Raw genomic sequence first — 16103 nt, 5'->3', positions numbered from 1 at the left:
TATGGGTTTGATAAATATGACCAAGGAAAATTTTGAAGTCGCAGTCGGCGATTTTTACGAGATGTCAGGTCGGCTGGCAGAACAATACGGGCATTTGCTGGAAAAAGTGGTTACCCAGCCAACATCAGGGGAAGATCCTTCTGCGTCTGTATTGTCCGACTTTTCTGCGGCACTTCAGGAGGTTGGATCAGCCATGCTGAACAACCCCAACAAGTTGATTGCTGATCAGATGGATTTGATGAAGCAGCAGCAGATGTTGTATCAAAATACAGTATTACGTTTTCTGGGGCAGGCTCCGGACCCTGTGGTTACTCCCGATCCATCCGATCGTCGCTTCAAGAATGAAGAATGGGAAGAAAACCCGGTTTTTGACTATATCAAGCAGTTGTATCTGATCCAGGGTAACTCGCTGATGAAAATGATCAGTGACACCGATGGCCTGAGTGATCATACCCGCCAAAAAGTAGAGTATTTTATACGTCAGTACGTCAATGCATTGGCACCAACCAATTTCCCTACTCTGAACCCTGCTGTTATTCGCAAAACGATTGAAACCGGCGGCTCCAACCTGACAAAGGGTATGGAGCAGCTGATGGAAGATATCGAAGGTAGTGTCAAAGGCTCTCTGAACGTCGCCATGACAGATACCAGTGCCTTTCAGGTCGGTCGTAATATTGCGGTGACGCCAGGCAAGGTGGTGTATCAGAACGACGTCATGCAATTGATCCAGTATAGCCCGTCGACCGACAAGGTCTTCAAACGGCCGTTGCTGGTTATTCCGCCCTTTATCAACAAGTACTATATTCTGGATCTGCGCGAAGATAACTCCTTCCTGAAGTGGCTGGTGGATCAGGGCCACACAGTATTCTGTATCTCCTGGGTGAATGCTGGCTCGGAACTACGCGACAAGGGCTTTGACGACTATATGCTGGAAGGCCCGATCGCTGCTGTTGATGCGATTCAGAAAGCGACCGGAGAAAAAGAAGTCAACGCCATTGGTTACTGTGTTGGTGGTACCTTGCTGGCATCAACGATGGCTTACCTCAAGAAAAAACGTAAGTCGCCGATCAAGTCAACGACCTACCTGGCTACCTTGATGGACTTTTCTGAGCCCGGTGAAATTGGTGTGTTTATTAACGAAACCGCTATTTCTGCCCTGGAACGCCAGATGGATCTCGTGGGTTATTACGATGGTCGACAAATGGCATTCAGTTTCAGCACCTTGCGTGAAAATGATTTGTTCTGGTCGTTCTTTATTAACAACTACCTGATGGGTGAACGTCCGGCGGCCTTTGATTTGCTGTACTGGAACACCGACAGCACCAACCTGCCAGCGGCAATGCACAGTTTTTACCTGCGCAATATGTACCTGTACAACAAGTTGATCGAACCTGATGGCATCATGCTGGACGGTGTTCCGATTGATATCAGCAAGATCACAACACCAAGCTACTTTATCTCCTGTGCCCAGGACCATATTGCTTTATGGAAAAGTACCTACAAAGGGGCCACCATCCTGGGCGGAAAAAACCGCTTTGTACTGGGTGGATCTGGTCATATTGCCGGTATTGTGAATCCGCCACACAAGAAAAAGTACGGCTACTGGACCAACGACGAGCTGCCGGAAGATGCCGATGAGTGGTACAAGGGCACAACTCACAATGCAGGTTCCTGGTGGATAGATTGGCAAGAATGGATTCTCAAACAAGGAGGCATGGAAGAAGTGGATGCTCGTCAGCCAGGCAGCGATGAGTTGCCCGTCATTGAAGACGCACCGGGCTCTTACGTACAACGCCGGATCGGGGTTGTGGCAAAATAGGGCTGGAATGACTGTCTTGTTCAGGCAAGCGCATATTGGCTTGAACTGAATACGACCACTGACCGATCAGAGCGCCGGATTGTCTCGCTGACAATCCGGCGTTTTTATGCGCTTATTGGAAGGCAGACAGATACACTGGCCGCTTACCTGTCTGGAGTGAAAGAATGAACCACTGGGTCTTGTTAGCAATTGCCATCCTTGGCGAAGTGATTGCAACATCAGCGTTAAAATCAAGCGACAGTTTCACCCGCCTGGGGCCGTCGATTATTGTTGTATTGGGATATGTGGTTGCGTTCTACTTTTTATCTGTCGCGTTAAAAACCATTCCGGTGGGTATTGCCTACGCCGTCTGGGCTGGGTTGGGGGTCGTACTGGTGGCCGTTATTGCCTTTTTCCTGCACGGGCAAAAACCTGATCTTTGGGCATTGGCTGGTATGGGGTTGATTATTACCGGTGTTGCCATGATCAATCTGTTTTCAAAAGCAGGGCATTGACAGGGTCAACCAACCGGCCTGAAGAAAAAGCCTGCACAATGTGTGACAGAGAGCACGGAGTGGCAGCCTGAGTAAACATCACAAAATAGCAATTGTGGCGATCAGTATGCGCAATGGGCTTCAGGCGCTTGCCGCCATGGTGGTTTTGTTTATGATTATGTTATCGAGCCTCTAGTTCAGGACAGACCCGTGAACCACTTTGATCAGGAATCCATCGTGTATGGCGTGATACGCCATAGCCCCAGTACTCGGGAAGTGATTGCCGAGAATGAGCGGCGTACAAATTGGGCGGCCTTGCAGAGCCTGCCTCTGGGGGTGGATGATGATTGGTCGTTGTTGTGCCGGGAGATGTTCTCAATGCCCGGTCAGCATCTGCTGAATGGTACCTATCAAACTCATATTATTCATTTTGCTGCTTCTTATCGGGCGGTCGAGTATGAATGGGAATCCTGGTTACGGCAGTTTGAATCCTTGCTCAAGTCGATGTTCTGGGTATCCGCGACCGTACACCTGGAAACGGAATTATCAGGTAAACATACGTTTAACTGGCAAGCTGATCGTGGTCATATCCCCTCGGATGCTGAATTACGCATGAGCTGCGAGTGGGAAAGAGAGGTTGGCTTTGCGTTCTGAGACACCACAAGACGATACCCCGGATCATGGCGTGCTTGAAATTCCCTGGAATCGTCTGAGTACGGATGCCCTGGATGCTGTGCTGGCGGAGTTTGTATTACGAGAAGGCACCGACTACGGTGAACAAGAATTCAGCCTGACTGATAAAAAGCAACACGTGAAGCAACAACTGGAATCCGGCAAGGCCCGGTTGTTATTTGACCCGATAGAAAATAGCTGCCACATTGACCTGGTTCGTAACTGAGCTGATTGTCGTTATCTCAAAACCACACCTCCGGAGGCTGCCACCATGACGGATATTCGAGTTCAACGGTTACGCCGTCGGGTGGCGGATGCGGTGGATGATATGGATACCATGAAAGACCAACTGGCCGAGATTCGTGATTGTTGCGCTGAGTTATCGGCTTCCATGCGCAAGATCCGTGAAGACTCGATACGTGCCAGGCAAGCCGCCAAGCGGCGAAATATGCTGAAACGAGTCGTTTAGGGGGCGGTGTGATGGTTTTCCGTTGCACTTCAACCAGCCCCAATGCGGGCGTTAAATCAGTAATGGTAGCGAAGCTGAGCGATCAGGGCTGACATCCATTGCTTTGTCTCCCATTCGCTTCTGTACCGGAAGCTGCAGGTAAATGATTCAACAAACACAAGCACACGTAACAATTTTTCGTTCCGCTACAAACTGTCCGGAATCATTGAGCGACTACACAGAGAACGAACAGTTGGTGGGAAAGCTGGCTGTGAAAGGGACTACCGGTTAGTTTTCTGGCGAGCATCCAGAAAACTTTCAGTATATGAAAACATACCCTTGTGGAGTATACTTTGATCTATAAAACAAAGGGTTTTGTGTCTTTAACCAAAAAAGAAAGCTTGTCTGATGACGATCTTGTCCTTGCTTGCAGGGAGATGACAAATGGGCTTTACGATGCTGATTTAGGTGGCAATGTATACAAGAAACGCATATCAGTAGGTAATAAAGGTAAGAGTGGTGGTTATAGGACCATCGTGGGAGCGGTTATGGGAGACAGATATTTTTTCTTATATGCTTTTGCGAAAAATGCAAGGTCGAATATAAATACAAAGGAAAAACTAGCCCTCAAAGAGTTGGCTAAAGAGTTTCTCAACTTCACTCCAGGTGAGCTGGACCAGCTTGTTCAAGATGGTGAACTAATAATAGTAGGTAATCAAAATGAGTGATATTTTAGAGTCGGTTCATAAAACAGCTAAAGGCTTAAAAAAATCAGGAGTAATTGACAAAACGACAATGCGTAAATTTGATGCATTATGTTTAACTAATGTCCACGAATTCACTCCTGATCAAGTTCGTAATCTTAGGTTGAAGTACCGTCTTTCTCAGCCCGTTTTTGCTCAATATTTAAATGTTAGTGATAAATTAGTTAAAAAGTGGGAGCAAGGTGATAGTTCGCCAAGAGGAGCTGCGTTGAAAATGTTATCTATAGCTGAAAAAAAAGGACTTGAAGTTATTGCGTAAGTCGTAAGTAAAAGGAGGGAGTTCGAATCTCTGTGTTCGCCACTGTTTTTCGACCTTGTCGATCTGGCCTTCAAAATGGATACAGCGGTGAGGCTATCTGAACCAGCTCTGCACAAAGGCTGATAAGTGAGAGCGAAAGACTTGTTTATAAAAAGTATCTGCCTGCGTGATCATTATAATGTTCATGTTCGATTAATAAATAACCCTTACATCAAGAAGATCAATAAGCTGGTTACGATTAGGCTGGATGAAGATACCATTGTGCACGTCAATAATCTGGCCGAGGATAAAGTCCTCCCGAACCAGACCCTTTTAATTTCTGTCTACACCTCCGCACATAGGCATATATAACCGCCTTGGTCTGGCCGCAATCAGGTTCGGGCTGGCAGTTTGCGCCGAATCATATCCCGCAATAAAAAACGTCCTGGCCACAAGGCGGCTGCGACCTGGGTACTGACGGGCAAGGCCGCTCCTGTGATCTGGGCGGCGAGCAGTTCTGCGCACAATGGCGTTGATGCCAGGCCCCGGGAACCATGCCCGATATTGAGCCATAAGCCCGTGTGCAGCGGGGCCTTGCGCGCCGGTATTTGCTTGGCGTTTTTGATCATGGGAGCGTAGCAGCGGATAAAGGCATCGGTATCCGCCACTGGTCCGGCCATGGGCAGATAGTCGGGGGTGGTGCAACGGAATCCGGTACGACCACCAATAACCAGGCCGCTCTTGTCGGCGGTGTCCGCCAGCGCATGCCATGATGAGCCAAAATCTTTCAGGTGATCAAGGTTGGTCTGGTGGTCTTGCGGGCGGAGCGTCAGATCCGGGTCGTTCTGATGATAGGTTGCCCCCAGTACCAGCTGACCTTGCCGTGCCGGTGCCATATAGCTGCGGCCACACAGCACGGTTTGTAATGGAGGGCTTTGCTGGGCATCGAGGTAGCTGAGCTGACCACGAATGGATTTGATCGGCAGGTAGGTATCCGGCAGTAATGACGGGCTGGCACCGGCTGTCGCAATCACCAGTTGTCGGCTGGTCAGGGTGGGGGCGTTGTCGAGCTGCAACTGCCAGCGAGTGTCGGAATCTTGCTGTATTGATCGGACGGTAGAGATTTGGACATCAATCAAGGGGTGATCAAGCAGTTGCTGACACAAGTCCGCCGGGCTGACCCAACCGGCATCCGGGAAAAACAACCCGCCTTGCTGTAGCGGATTCCCTGACAAGGTACTGGCTTCTGCCGCGGATACCGGTCGAATCAAGCTCTCAGGGTAGTGGAGGCGGTCGAGAAATTTTTGCTGGCGTTGTTGTTCGGCTGCAGACCAGGCCAGTTGTAATACGCCACAAGGGTTCCAGGCGCCATCGGGACCGGCTGCCAGCTGTCGCTTCATCCAGCGCAGGCTGGTGAGATAAGCCTGCAAATAAAATTCAGTATGGGTGGCTTGGTCATTGGCGGCCAGTTTGACGTATAGCCCACCTTGAGGGTTGCCAGAAGCGCCGCTGGCAATACCGGTCTGGTCGATTACCCGTACCGGCATCCCCCGTTCTGCTAGGGCTCTGGCGGTGGTGGCACCGGCCAGCCCAGCGCCGACAACGACCATGGCGAGATCGGGCGTGCCGGTCTCGGTAGTGTTCTCTGCTAACCATGGCCGCACCGGTGTCAGCCATGGTTGGGTGTTGGCTTCGGGTGGACGCTCTGGGCCAATGGTGGCGGCGTATGTTGCCGCCAGCATTTCCCGTTTGCCGTTGAAGCCCTTGGGCCTGTTGACCTGAAACCCGGCTCCTTGTAACCCGCGGCGTACAGCACTGGCAGCGGTAAAGGTGGCCAGGGTGGTAGTGCCTGTCAGGTGAGGATGACGACAACTCAGGCGGCGAATCTGGTTAAACAGCTCGGGTTGCCACATCTGCGGATTGGTCGCCGGAGCAAAGCCGTCCAGATACCATGCATGAACCGGCCCGGACAGTTCGCTCAGGGCATTGTCTACATCGTCCAGTACCAGCGTTAGTTGTACCCGTTGTGCGGGCCAACAGAGGCTGTGGAAGCCACGAATGGCGTCCGGGTACTGAGTGAGTAATTGCTCGCTCAGCTCTGCCAGTTCCGGCCAGTGTGCCAGTGCCCTGGCGAGCTGCTGGCGGCTGAGTGGGTATTTCTCAATGCTGGTGATGTGTAACCAGCAGTCAGGGCCGGCGTGTTGCTGGAAGGCCTGCCAGGTAGCGAGAAAATTCAGCCCGGTGCCAAACCCGGTTTCGACGATACAGAAAGGCCCATGCCAGTCGGCCCAGCGCAGTGGCAGCTGATTGTGTTGCAGGAAAACATAGCGGCTTTCGGCCAGACCATCGTGCAGGGAAAAGTAAGGGTCGTGAAACTGTCGGGATACCGGCAGATCATCGTTTTGCCAGATAATATCGGCATTGCCCAGAGCGAGAGGAGAAGACGAAGCGGAGTGGGAGGTCATGTTGGCCATGGCGTTACAGGAAATGGGTATCGGATTCAGTCATACCGGCAAAAGTGAACAAGGCACCGGTATGGCTGTGACTGGCTGCTGCCGGTTGTTACTGGATTTTTTCCACACTGATAAGGATCACCGGTTCTGCGGGTTTGTCTCCTCGCAGGGTTTTGACCTTGCCGATGGCATCCACTACATCCATCCCCTTGGTGACCTTGCCGAATACAGCGTAACCGAAACCCCGGCTGCCGTTATCGAGAAAGTGGTTATCGCTCAGGTTGATAAAAAACTGGCTGGTGGCGCTGGCAGGATCGTTCCGGCGAGCCATGGCGATGCTGCCCCGTACGTTTTTTAAGCCGTTTTCAGCTTCGTTGGCAATGGGAGGCAAGGTAGCACGCTGGCGCATGTCGGTGGTGAAGCCGCCGCCCTGAATCATGAAATCGTCGATAACGCGGTGGAACAGCGTTTGATTGTAATGGCCGCTGTTCATATAGGTCAGAAAGTTCTCTACCGAAATGGGGGCCTTGTTACGATCCAGGGCCAGCTCAATAACACCCATATTGGTGGTCAGGCGGACGGCAACCGGTGCTTGTGGGGTGGCATCGGCCCAGGCGGGGGATAACATCAAAACGGCGCTCAGGGCCAGTAGCTGTTTAACTAACAAACGACGGAACATCGATTTACTCCAGAAATAAATAGGTATCAGGCCGGTGTCATTCCGGCACCGGCCGGAATGACGGGCGGTGCCGGGCCGCGATCAGGACCAGCTGCTGGTGTGCTTGCGACCACCACGAAGGGAAGGCAGGATCAAGCCGGCCAGAATGCCGAGAAACACCAGACCTCCACCATAAATCAGGCGGTTGAGGTCGCGGTCTTCGCGTAATTGTGCGTTTTCGACACTTATCGCTTCGAGCTGGATTTCCAGCTCCTGATTACGGGTCGATAATTTGCGGGCTTTTTCATCCAGTGCCAGCGCACCAGAAGATACTTCACGGATATTGTTCAGTTCCTGGGTGACCTGAACGGTTTTTTGCTCCAGGTCGCTGCGTTCGGAGCGTAATCCTTTGACCTCGGTCTCCAGGGCTTGCAGGCGTTCGGTTGCAGTGGTGAGTTCTGCTTTGGTCCGTTCCAGCTCCTGGTTGACAACAACCAGATGCTCCCGTGCGGTGGGCTGGTTGTCGAGGTAGCGGGTCAGAACCCAGCCTTCGTTGTTCTTGCTGGTTCGTACCAGTGAATAGCCAGCATCGGTATTTTCGCCAATCAGGGTCAGGTGCTCACCGCTTTTCAGCGCCTGGATAATCCGGTGTTGGGCAGAAGGGCCGGAACGCAGTTGCAGCCACAGCGTGTCGGTGACATAGCGTTTTGAACCGGCAGAGACGGCAACATAACTGTCACCGGCCGCGGTTTGTTCTGCCTGAGCGCCGCTTGTCGCTGTTGTGCCTGCGGCGATGATCAGGCATAACCCCAGTTGCGTTAACAGTTTCACGTCTTACTCCTTGCGGGTTGCCTTAAGGCAACACTTTCTTGAACGGTTTTACGATGACCTGCTGGTATACGCCCGCATCGATATAAGGGTCACTGTCAGCCCACTGCTGGGCATCGTGCAGTGAGTTGAATTCGGCAATCACCAGGCTGCCGGTAAATCCGGCCTTGCCGGGATCGTCGCTATCGATGGCAGGATGAGGCCCGGCAACCAGTAAACGGCCTTCGTCCGACAGGGTTTGCAAACGCTTCAAATGGGCCGGACGGGCAGACAGGCGCTGATCGAGACTGTTGTCAACGTCTTGACTGATAATGGCATACCACATGGTTCAGGACTCCTCGTGATTCATGTATTTGTATAAAAATATCGACTGCGCCACGATAAATACAATGGTCAGCCCCAATAGGCCAAACAGTTTGAAGTTAACCCAGATATCTTCAGAAAAGTTATAGGCAACCAGCAGGTTGGTGATGCCACTCAGCAGGAAAAAAGCCACCCAGGCGTAGTTCAGCTGAACCCAGACTTGTGTAGGAAGCGTCAGGTTCTGACCCATCATACGCTGCAGCAGGGTTTTTCCTGTGATCCAGTAGGTACCCAGAAAAGCCGCTGCAAACAGCCAGTTTACAACGGTGGGTTTCCATTGAATAAAGGTTTTGTCTTGCAGAATAACCGTGGCGCCGCCCATCAGTACCACCAGAGCCAGAGTCACCAGATGCATGTTCTCGATTTTACCCGTGGTGAAGCGGGTATAAAGGATTTGCAAAATGGTGGCCGGAATCAGTACGGCGGTGGCCAGTACGATCGGTTCCATGGCATGTAATGAGGCCTGCTGGTCGACATTCAACCAAGGCGATACCCACTCAATCAGCTCGGGAGCGAACTTGTAGGTCAGAAAAAAAACAACGATCGGTAAAAAATCCAGGAGTAACTTCATTCGCTTCGCATTCTATGTCCCATTACAATAGGCCGATTATGGCTGAACCTACCAAGAGCGTCCATGTGAACTCAGAGATCGATTTACACTGCCACAGCAATGCCTCCGATGGCCACTTTCCGGCAGACGAGCTAGTGCGTCTTGCTGCCGAGCGCGGTATCAAAACTCTGGCGATCACAGACCACGATACGGTTGACGGGTTCCGTCGGGGCCAGCATACCGCAGCGGAGCTGGGGATACAGCTGATCCCCGGAATTGAGCTGTCGACTGTCTGGAGTGGTGTATCGGTACATATTGTCGGGCTCGGCTTTGATCCGGAGGCGGCGGTGATGCAACAGGCGGAACAGCATCAGAGTACTGTGCGGGCAGCGCGGGCAGAAATTATCGCTGCGCGGCTGGCGAAAAAACTGCGGTGTGAGATCCCGCTGGCAGAAGTGATAGCCTTCGGTAACACCACAGCGGATCAGTTGGGGCGTCCACATTTTGCCAAATACCTGGTCGAGAAAGGCCTGGTGCCCAGTGTGCAGCAGGCGTTTAGCAAATTATTGGGTGCGGGGAAGATTGGTGACGTCAAAAGCGGCTGGCCTGATATGGCTACTGCAGTGGAGTGGATTGTGGCAGCGGGTGGCATACCGGTGTTGGCCCATGCCCACCTTTACAATATGACCCGTACCAAATTACGCAGCTGTGTGCGGGATTTTATCGCTGCGGGTGGTCAGGCGCTGGAAGTCAGTTACGGTAAAATGGACAGCAATCAGGCGGGGCAGATGGCCTCGCTGGCGCGGGAGTTCAATATGCTTGGCTCCTGCGGTAGTGATTACCACGGCCCGAACCGTTTTGGCCTCGAGCTGGGTATGATGCCGGCTTATCCGTCGCTGATTACCCCGGTGTGGCAGCAATGGCCAGCTTCTTCCTCCGCGCCATGTTGAGCAAGGGTTGCCGTTGATCTGCGTTATGGTTTTTTAAGCAGGCGAGTGACTGTCGGCGTATGATCAAGATGGCAGATTGATTGAAAGAGACAGGAGTTAACATGAGCCAATTTTTACAGATTCATCCAGACAATCCCCAGGCACGACTGATTAATCAGGCTGTTGAAGTGCTGCGCAAAGGCGGCGTTGGTATTATTCCCACCGAATGCTCGTATGCGCTGGCATGCCGTATCGGAGACAAAAAAGCCACAGAAACAATCCAGCGTTTGCGCCAGCTGGGGCCGAAACACAATTTTACTTTGTTGTGTCGGGATTTCTCTGAATTGGCAACGTTTGCCAAGGTAGACAACAGCCAGTACCGGTTGCTCAAAGCCCATACACCGGGGGCATTCACGTTTATTTTGCCCGCCACCCGTGAAGTACCAAGACTGCTGATGCACCCGAAAAAACGCACCATCGGTATTCGGGTACCAGACAACGCCATCGCCATGGCCTTGCTGGAGGCCATGGATGAACCACTGATGACCAGTTCATTGATTATGCCCGGAGACGATATGCCGCTGTCCGATCCTTACGATATTCGTCAAACCCTGGAAAACCAGCTCGATCTGATTATCGATGGCGGTTATTGCGGTTTTGAAGCCACGACCGTGATTGATATGACCGGCGACGCACCAGAGCTGATTCGACAAGGGGTCGGGGATGCGGCAGATATCCTCGACTAGTCATCGGCCGGGCTGTCAGTCGGGGATAAAACCGGTATGATGCGCGTTTTGTTGTTTCGCTTGCCTGGATGATTAGAATGACTCAAGACGCTTCGAATGCCACTGCGCCAAACGGCCCCAAACGGGTTCTGACCGGCATTACCACCTCCGGAACACCTCATTTGGGGAACTACGTCGGGGCCATTCGGCCAGCCATTGAAGCCAGCCGGGAAGACACCAACGAGTCGTTCTATTTTCTGGCAGATTATCATGCCCTGATCAAATGTCAGGACCCGGCCGCGGTCCAACAGTCCACCAAGGAAATTGCCGCGACCTGGCTTGCCTTGGGGCTGGATACCAGCAAAGCCGTTTTTTACCGGCAGTCAAATATTCCCCAGATCACGGAACTGTGCTGGGTTCTCAGCTGTATTTGCGCCAAGGGATTGATGAACCGGGCACATGCCTACAAGGCATCCGTGGACGTCAACGTAGCCGACGGTGTGGATGCCGACAAAGGCATCAGCATGGGCCTGTTCAGCTACCCGGTACTAATGGCAGCGGATATCCTGATGTTTGGTGCCACACATATACCGGTTGGCAAGGATCAGATCCAGCATGTGGAAATGGCCCGCGATATCGCCCAGCGTTTTAACCATATCTATGCCAACAAGGCCCCGATTCTGACGCTGCCCGATTACGTTGTGAGTGATCAGGTGGCCGTGCTGCAAGGGCTGGACGGTCGTAAAATGAGCAAAAGCTACGGTAATACCATTCCGCTCTTTTTGCCTGAGAAACAACTGAAAAAACACATCAACAAGATCAAGACCAACCTGTTGGAACCCGGTGAAGCCAAAGACCCGGATACCTCTGCGGTCTTCCAGATCTGGCAAGCCTTTGCTTCCGACGAACAAACCGCCGCCATGCGCCAGGCCTTTGCTGATGGTATTGCCTGGGGTGAAGCGAAGAAACAACTGTTCGAGCTGATCAACGCTGAGCTGGCTGAATCACGGGAGCGTTACAACGACTTGATGAGCCGTCCCCAGGATATCGAAGAACAGCTGCAGGCCGGTGCTGCCCGTGCTCGCGCCATCAGTGAACCCATGATGGCTGAGGTGCGGCAGGCGGTAGGTATCGCCCGCTTGTTTTGAAAACCCGTTCGGTGAATCGGGTTATCCGTATTTGTTGTCACTGGCACCTGCGTTTGGCAGGTAGTCCGTATCAGGATCAATACAAGAGGGATGTTATTTGAGCTCCATGGATTCCCAGCGGCGCGTGGTTTCCGGTATGCGCCCGACAGGGCGGTTGCATCTCGGGCACTATCACGGCGTATTAAAAAGCTGGGTGCGTTTGCAGCACGAATATGAATGTTTTTTCTTTGTTGCCGACTGGCACGCCATGACCACTGAGTACGAGCAGCCACAGGCATTGTCGACCCATGTCTGGGACATGCTGATCGACTGGCTGGCAGCGGGGATCAATCCGGGATCTGCGACATTATTTATCCAAAGCAAAATACCGGAGCAAGCCGAGCTGCATTTGTTGCTGTCGATGCTGACGCCACAAGGCTGGCTGGAGCGGGTACCGAGCTACAAAGACAAAAAATCGTCCCTGCATGAATCGGAATCATCGACGTATGGCCTGCTGGGTTACCCCTTGCTGCAAGCCGCCGATATTCTGACCTATCGTGCCGGTCTGGTGCCGGTCGGTGCCGATCAGGTGGCTCATATCGAAATGGCGCGAGATCTGGCCCGCCGTTTTAATCATTTATACGGCCGCGAAGCCGGGTTTGAAGATCATGCCCGGCTGGCGTTAAAAAAAATCGGTAAAAAGACCGGCAAGCTGTACAAGGAATTGCGGCGGGATTTTCTTTCGCATGGCAATAACGACGCCTTGCTGACTGCCCAGGCGCTGGTGCGGGAACAGGTCAGCCTGACGCTATCCGATCGGGAACGCCTGATCGGTTATCTTGAAGGCGTAGGGCGAACCATTCTGCCGGAACCCCATGAAATGCTGACGGCTACGGCAAAAATGCCCGGCCTGGACGGCGAAAAAATGTCCAGCTCCGGGAATAATTTTATTCCATTACGCGCTGAGCCTGATGAGGTCAGCCAGAAAATCCGCACCATGCGTACCGATCCGGCACGAGTCCGGCTGACAGACCCCGGCAACCCGGATGTGTGCCCGGTATGGCCCTTTCATCAGGTCTATTCCGATGAATCACTGCAGCAGCGTGTCCAGGGCGCCTGTCGTGGTGGTGAGTGGGGATGTCTGGAATGCAAACAACCGGTGATCGATGCGATCGTGGCAGAGCAGGAACCGATTCGTGCCCGCGCGGCACAATATGAAAACGAGCCGGATTTGCTCCGCAGTCTGATTGCGGATGGTACCGACAAAGCGCGGGATGCAGCGCGAGCGACACTGGATGAAGTGCGCGAGGCCATGGGATTAAGCTATCGCTAGGAGAGGCTGTGACACACGCGCAGAATAACGCCGCCCCAGCACCCGGCAATACCTCCGTTGCCGCTGTGGATGTCACTGAAGTGACCGAATCTCTTGGATCGACGCCGCCAGCGATATCCTTTGCTTTGGTACAAGGTCAGCCCCTGACCCAGTTGCCGCTGGATTTGTACATACCTCCCGATGCGCTGGAAGTGATTCTGGAGCAATTTGAAGGGCCACTGGATCTGCTGCTGTACCTGATTCGCAAACAGAACCTGGATATTCTCGACGTCAACGTGGCTGATATTGTTGATCAGTACCTGCGCTACATTGATGTGATGCAAGAAATGCAGCTGGAGCTGGCGGGGGAGTATCTGGTCATGGCCGCCATGCTGGCAGAAATCAAAAGCCGCATGCTGTTGCCTCGTCACAGTGACGGCAGTGATGATGAAGAAGAAGACCCTCGCGCCGAGCTGATCCGCCGCTTGCAGGAATATGAGCGTTTCAAGACGGCCGCTGAAGACCTGGATGCCCTGCCGCGTATGGAGCGGGACTGGCAACAGGCCAGCCTTCGTATCGAGCAGCCGACAGTGACCCGTATGCACCCGGATGTCGACATGCGGGAGCTGATGCTGGCCTATGCCGATATTCTGCGGCGGGCTGACCGTACCGAACATCACGAAGTACAACGTGAGCAGCTATCAACCCGGGAGCGTATGAGCCAGGTACTGGAGCGACTGGATGGCGATGAATTCAGCCCGTTCCTGCAGCTGTTTGATCCGACGGAAGGTCGTCTGGGGGTTGTTGTGACCTTTCTGGCGGTGCTGGAACTGGTAAAAGAAAAACTGATCGAGCTGGTGCAACAGCAGCCATTTGGTCCGATCCATGTGCGGATGAAGCCCGCAAGCGGAGAGTACACTGACGATGAATAATCCTGACCGTCATCACCGCAATCAGTCACTGGTTCGCCATGGCCTGACAGCAGAGCAGCTGGCTGCTGTATTGGAAGCTGCGATGCTGGTTCATGCCGCACCGATGTCGCTGGAGCGTATGGCCAGCCTGTTTGACGAGTCGCAGAAACCGCTTAATTCAGAACTGCGCGCTGCCCTTGAGTTGCTGGATCAGCAGCTGCAGGGGCGAGGTATTGAACTGGTCAAGGTCGCCAGTGGCTATCGATTGCAGGTGCGTCAGCACACCATGCCCTGGGTCAGCCGGTTATGGCAGGAGCGGCCACCGCGTTATACCCGGGCTTTACTGGAAACCCTGGTGCTGATCGCCTATCGACAACCAGTGACTCGAGGTGATATTGAAGATGTACGTGGCGTGGTGGTCAGTTCCGGTATTATCAAGACCTTGCTGGAGCGTGAATGGATCAAGGTGGTCGGCCATCGTGATGTACCGGGGCGGCCAGCGCTGTTCGCCACCACGGCAGAATTTCTCGATTATTTTGGCCTCAGTAGCCTTGATCAACTACCCTCTCTGATGGCTATCCGGGAGCTGGATGAGGACAATCGCAAGCAGGCGTTGGGTGAGAATGCCGACGCCAAGCGCCGTCCCGATGAAGATTATACATTTACCCGCGACGAAGACGTCGCTCGGCGTGGTGCCGATGTTCTGGATGCCACCGCCGATGACTTGGCCGAGGCCGATGCACTGGTCGCCCGAGTTGAACAGAATTTGCTGGCCCGTAATGAGCATGACTCAGGCAGCAATAACAAGATCACCAAAGGTAGCAATACAGAGGGCGTCCCCGCCCGGAAACAGCTTGACGATTTGATCGACCGGCTGCAACAACCAGCACAGCGGGACGCTTCCCAGACACCTGCAGACTCAGCGGCATCGGAAGATGATGCAGAGGATGCCCGTAAACAAGATAAACCGTCATGAAAGAACGTATACAAAAAATCCTGGCCGTCAGTGCCATTGCCAGCTCCCGTCGTGAAGCCGAACGCTGGATTGCTGAAGGTCGTGTGGGCCTGAATGGCAAAACCGCCGTGTTGGGTGATCGCGCCGATAAGTATGATGATGTGCGCCTCGATGGTCGCCCGCTCAAGCTGGATGATATTGGCCGGGATCGCCGCGTGCTGGCTTATAACAAGCCGGTGGGCGAAGTGTGCAGCCGTACCGACCCGGAGAAGCGCCCGACGGTTTTTGATCACTTGCCCAAAACCAAAGGCGAACGATGGATCAATGTTGGCCGTCTGGATATCAATACCAGTGGTTTGCTGCTGTTCACCACCGATGGTGAACTGGCCAACCGGTTGATGCATCCATCGACCGGTGTCGATCGTGAGTACGCGGTGCGGGTTCGGGGTGATGTGGATGAGGCGATGATTACCCGGCTGAAAGAAGGCGTCTTGCTGGATGACGGCATGGCCAAGTTTGCCGATGTGAAATACTTCGATGGCGAAGGCCAGAACAAGTGGTATCACGTGGTGGTGATGGAAGGTCGTAACCGCGAAGTGCGGCGCTTGTGGGAAAGCCAGGGAATTGAAGTCAGTCGTCTTAAACGGGTGCGCTATGGCTGTATTTTTCTGCCATCCAATATTCCGGTCGGTACCTGGGTTGAGCTGGGCCAGCGTGAGCTGAATGACCTGTCAGACTCGGTCAGCCTGGAGCGTAAACGCGTGCGCCGGTTGGTCGGGAAAGAAAAAGAACAATTCCAGCGCCAGCAAAAGCGTCAAAAAATACGTCAGCAGGTTGGCCCACGTCCCAAGCGGCGTAACCCCGAAGCCTGATCCGTT

At 53.2% G+C, this 16103-nt stretch carries 19 protein-coding genes; 14 read left to right on the top strand and 5 right to left on the bottom strand.

Going from position 1 to position 16103, the window contains the following annotated elements; translation table 11 throughout:
* Positions 1–16: 16 nt before the first annotated feature.
* The 7 genes from Q8W32_RS15020 (at position 17) to Q8W32_RS14990 (ending at position 4435) form a co-directional block, all read left to right on the top strand.
* Entirely contained in the window at positions 17–1819 is a 1803-nt protein-coding gene (locus Q8W32_RS15020; protein WP_305415516.1) for an alpha/beta hydrolase, read from the top strand.
* 164 nt (positions 1820–1983) lie between these two features.
* Positions 1984–2313 carry a multidrug efflux SMR transporter gene (locus Q8W32_RS15015; protein ID WP_303434080.1) on the top strand — a complete coding sequence of 110 codons (330 nt, stop codon included), beginning with the start codon at positions 1984–1986 and terminating at the stop codon, positions 2311–2313.
* A gap of 189 nt (positions 2314–2502) precedes the next feature.
* Positions 2503–2946: a hypothetical protein gene (locus Q8W32_RS15010; protein WP_303434079.1), complete on the top strand. Its 444-nt coding sequence runs from the start codon at positions 2503–2505 to the stop codon at positions 2944–2946.
* The gene (locus Q8W32_RS15005) at positions 2936–3190 is read left to right on the top strand and encodes a YheU family protein (protein WP_305415515.1); all 255 of its coding nucleotides are present in this window, start codon (positions 2936–2938) and stop codon (positions 3188–3190) included. Before Q8W32_RS15010 ends, Q8W32_RS15005 begins: the two co-directional genes overlap by 11 nt.
* 45 nt (positions 3191–3235) lie before the next feature.
* Positions 3236–3433 (top strand): hypothetical protein, encoded by a 198-nt coding sequence (locus tag Q8W32_RS15000; protein WP_303434077.1) that lies wholly within the window; start codon positions 3236–3238, stop codon positions 3431–3433.
* Between the two features lie 332 nt (positions 3434–3765).
* Complete coding sequence (locus Q8W32_RS14995; RefSeq protein WP_305415514.1) at positions 3766–4140, top strand: type II toxin-antitoxin system RelE/ParE family toxin; 375 nt, start codon at positions 3766–3768, stop codon at positions 4138–4140.
* A complete protein-coding gene (locus Q8W32_RS14990; RefSeq protein WP_303434075.1) occupies positions 4133–4435 on the top strand; it encodes a DNA-binding transcriptional regulator in 303 nt (100 codons plus the stop codon). The genes Q8W32_RS14995 and Q8W32_RS14990 overlap by 8 nt, the downstream gene beginning before the upstream one ends.
* 371 nt (positions 4436–4806) lie before the next feature.
* Here the strand turns inward: Q8W32_RS14990 and mnmC are convergent, their stop codons facing one another.
* From mnmC to Q8W32_RS14965, 5 genes are all read right to left on the bottom strand, one after another.
* On the bottom strand, positions 4807–6888 hold the full coding sequence (gene mnmC / locus Q8W32_RS14985) for a bifunctional tRNA (5-methylaminomethyl-2-thiouridine)(34)-methyltransferase MnmD/FAD-dependent 5-carboxymethylaminomethyl-2-thiouridine(34) oxidoreductase MnmC (RefSeq protein WP_305415513.1): 2082 nt from the start codon (positions 6886–6888) through the stop codon (positions 4807–4809).
* An 88-nt stretch (positions 6889–6976) separates the two neighbouring features.
* Complete coding sequence (locus Q8W32_RS14980) at positions 6977–7534, bottom strand: peptidylprolyl isomerase (protein WP_370693694.1); 558 nt, start codon at positions 7532–7534, stop codon at positions 6977–6979.
* Between the two features lie 93 nt (positions 7535–7627).
* Complete coding sequence (locus Q8W32_RS14975) at positions 7628–8356, bottom strand: TIGR04211 family SH3 domain-containing protein (protein ID WP_305415512.1); 729 nt, start codon at positions 8354–8356, stop codon at positions 7628–7630.
* A gap of 22 nt (positions 8357–8378) precedes the next feature.
* Positions 8379–8678 (bottom strand): YciI family protein, encoded by a 300-nt coding sequence (locus Q8W32_RS14970; RefSeq protein ID WP_303434071.1) that lies wholly within the window; start codon positions 8676–8678, stop codon positions 8379–8381.
* Positions 8679–8681: 3 nt separating this feature from the next.
* Complete coding sequence (locus Q8W32_RS14965; RefSeq protein ID WP_303434070.1) at positions 8682–9287, bottom strand: septation protein A; 606 nt, start codon at positions 9285–9287, stop codon at positions 8682–8684.
* A 65-nt stretch (positions 9288–9352) separates the two neighbouring features.
* Between Q8W32_RS14965 and Q8W32_RS14960 the strand changes: the two genes are divergently transcribed.
* The 7 genes from Q8W32_RS14960 to rluB all read left to right on the top strand — a co-directional run bounded on the left by Q8W32_RS14960 (position 9353) and on the right by rluB (position 16097).
* Complete coding sequence (locus Q8W32_RS14960) at positions 9353–10216, top strand: PHP domain-containing protein (protein WP_305415511.1); 864 nt, start codon at positions 9353–9355, stop codon at positions 10214–10216.
* Between the two features lie 101 nt (positions 10217–10317).
* Positions 10318–10941 carry an L-threonylcarbamoyladenylate synthase gene (locus Q8W32_RS14955; RefSeq protein ID WP_303434068.1) on the top strand — a complete coding sequence of 208 codons (624 nt, stop codon included), beginning with the start codon at positions 10318–10320 and terminating at the stop codon, positions 10939–10941.
* Positions 10942–11018: 77 nt separating this feature from the next.
* Positions 11019–12068: a tryptophan--tRNA ligase gene (trpS, locus tag Q8W32_RS14950; protein ID WP_305415509.1), complete on the top strand. Its 1050-nt coding sequence runs from the start codon at positions 11019–11021 to the stop codon at positions 12066–12068.
* A gap of 106 nt (positions 12069–12174) precedes the next feature.
* The gene (locus Q8W32_RS14945) at positions 12175–13380 is read left to right on the top strand and encodes a tryptophan--tRNA ligase (RefSeq protein ID WP_305415537.1); all 1206 of its coding nucleotides are present in this window, start codon (positions 12175–12177) and stop codon (positions 13378–13380) included.
* A gap of 8 nt (positions 13381–13388) precedes the next feature.
* Entirely contained in the window at positions 13389–14291 is a 903-nt protein-coding gene (locus Q8W32_RS14940) for a ScpA family protein (protein WP_370693693.1), read from the top strand.
* A complete protein-coding gene (gene scpB, locus Q8W32_RS14935; protein WP_305415508.1) occupies positions 14284–15246 on the top strand; it encodes an SMC-Scp complex subunit ScpB in 963 nt (320 codons plus the stop codon). The genes Q8W32_RS14940 and scpB overlap by 8 nt, the downstream gene beginning before the upstream one ends.
* Positions 15243–16097 (top strand): 23S rRNA pseudouridine(2605) synthase RluB, encoded by an 855-nt coding sequence (rluB, locus tag Q8W32_RS14930; RefSeq protein ID WP_303434065.1) that lies wholly within the window; start codon positions 15243–15245, stop codon positions 16095–16097. Before scpB ends, rluB begins: the two co-directional genes overlap by 4 nt.
* The last annotated feature ends 6 nt before the right edge of the window (positions 16098–16103 follow it).

The organism is Oceanobacter sp. 3_MG-2023 (assembly GCF_030688925.1).
In the GTDB taxonomy this organism is placed as follows: Bacteria; Pseudomonadota; Gammaproteobacteria; order Pseudomonadales; family Oceanobacteraceae; genus Oceanobacter.
This window is presented reverse-complemented; position numbering and strand designations above follow the sequence as displayed.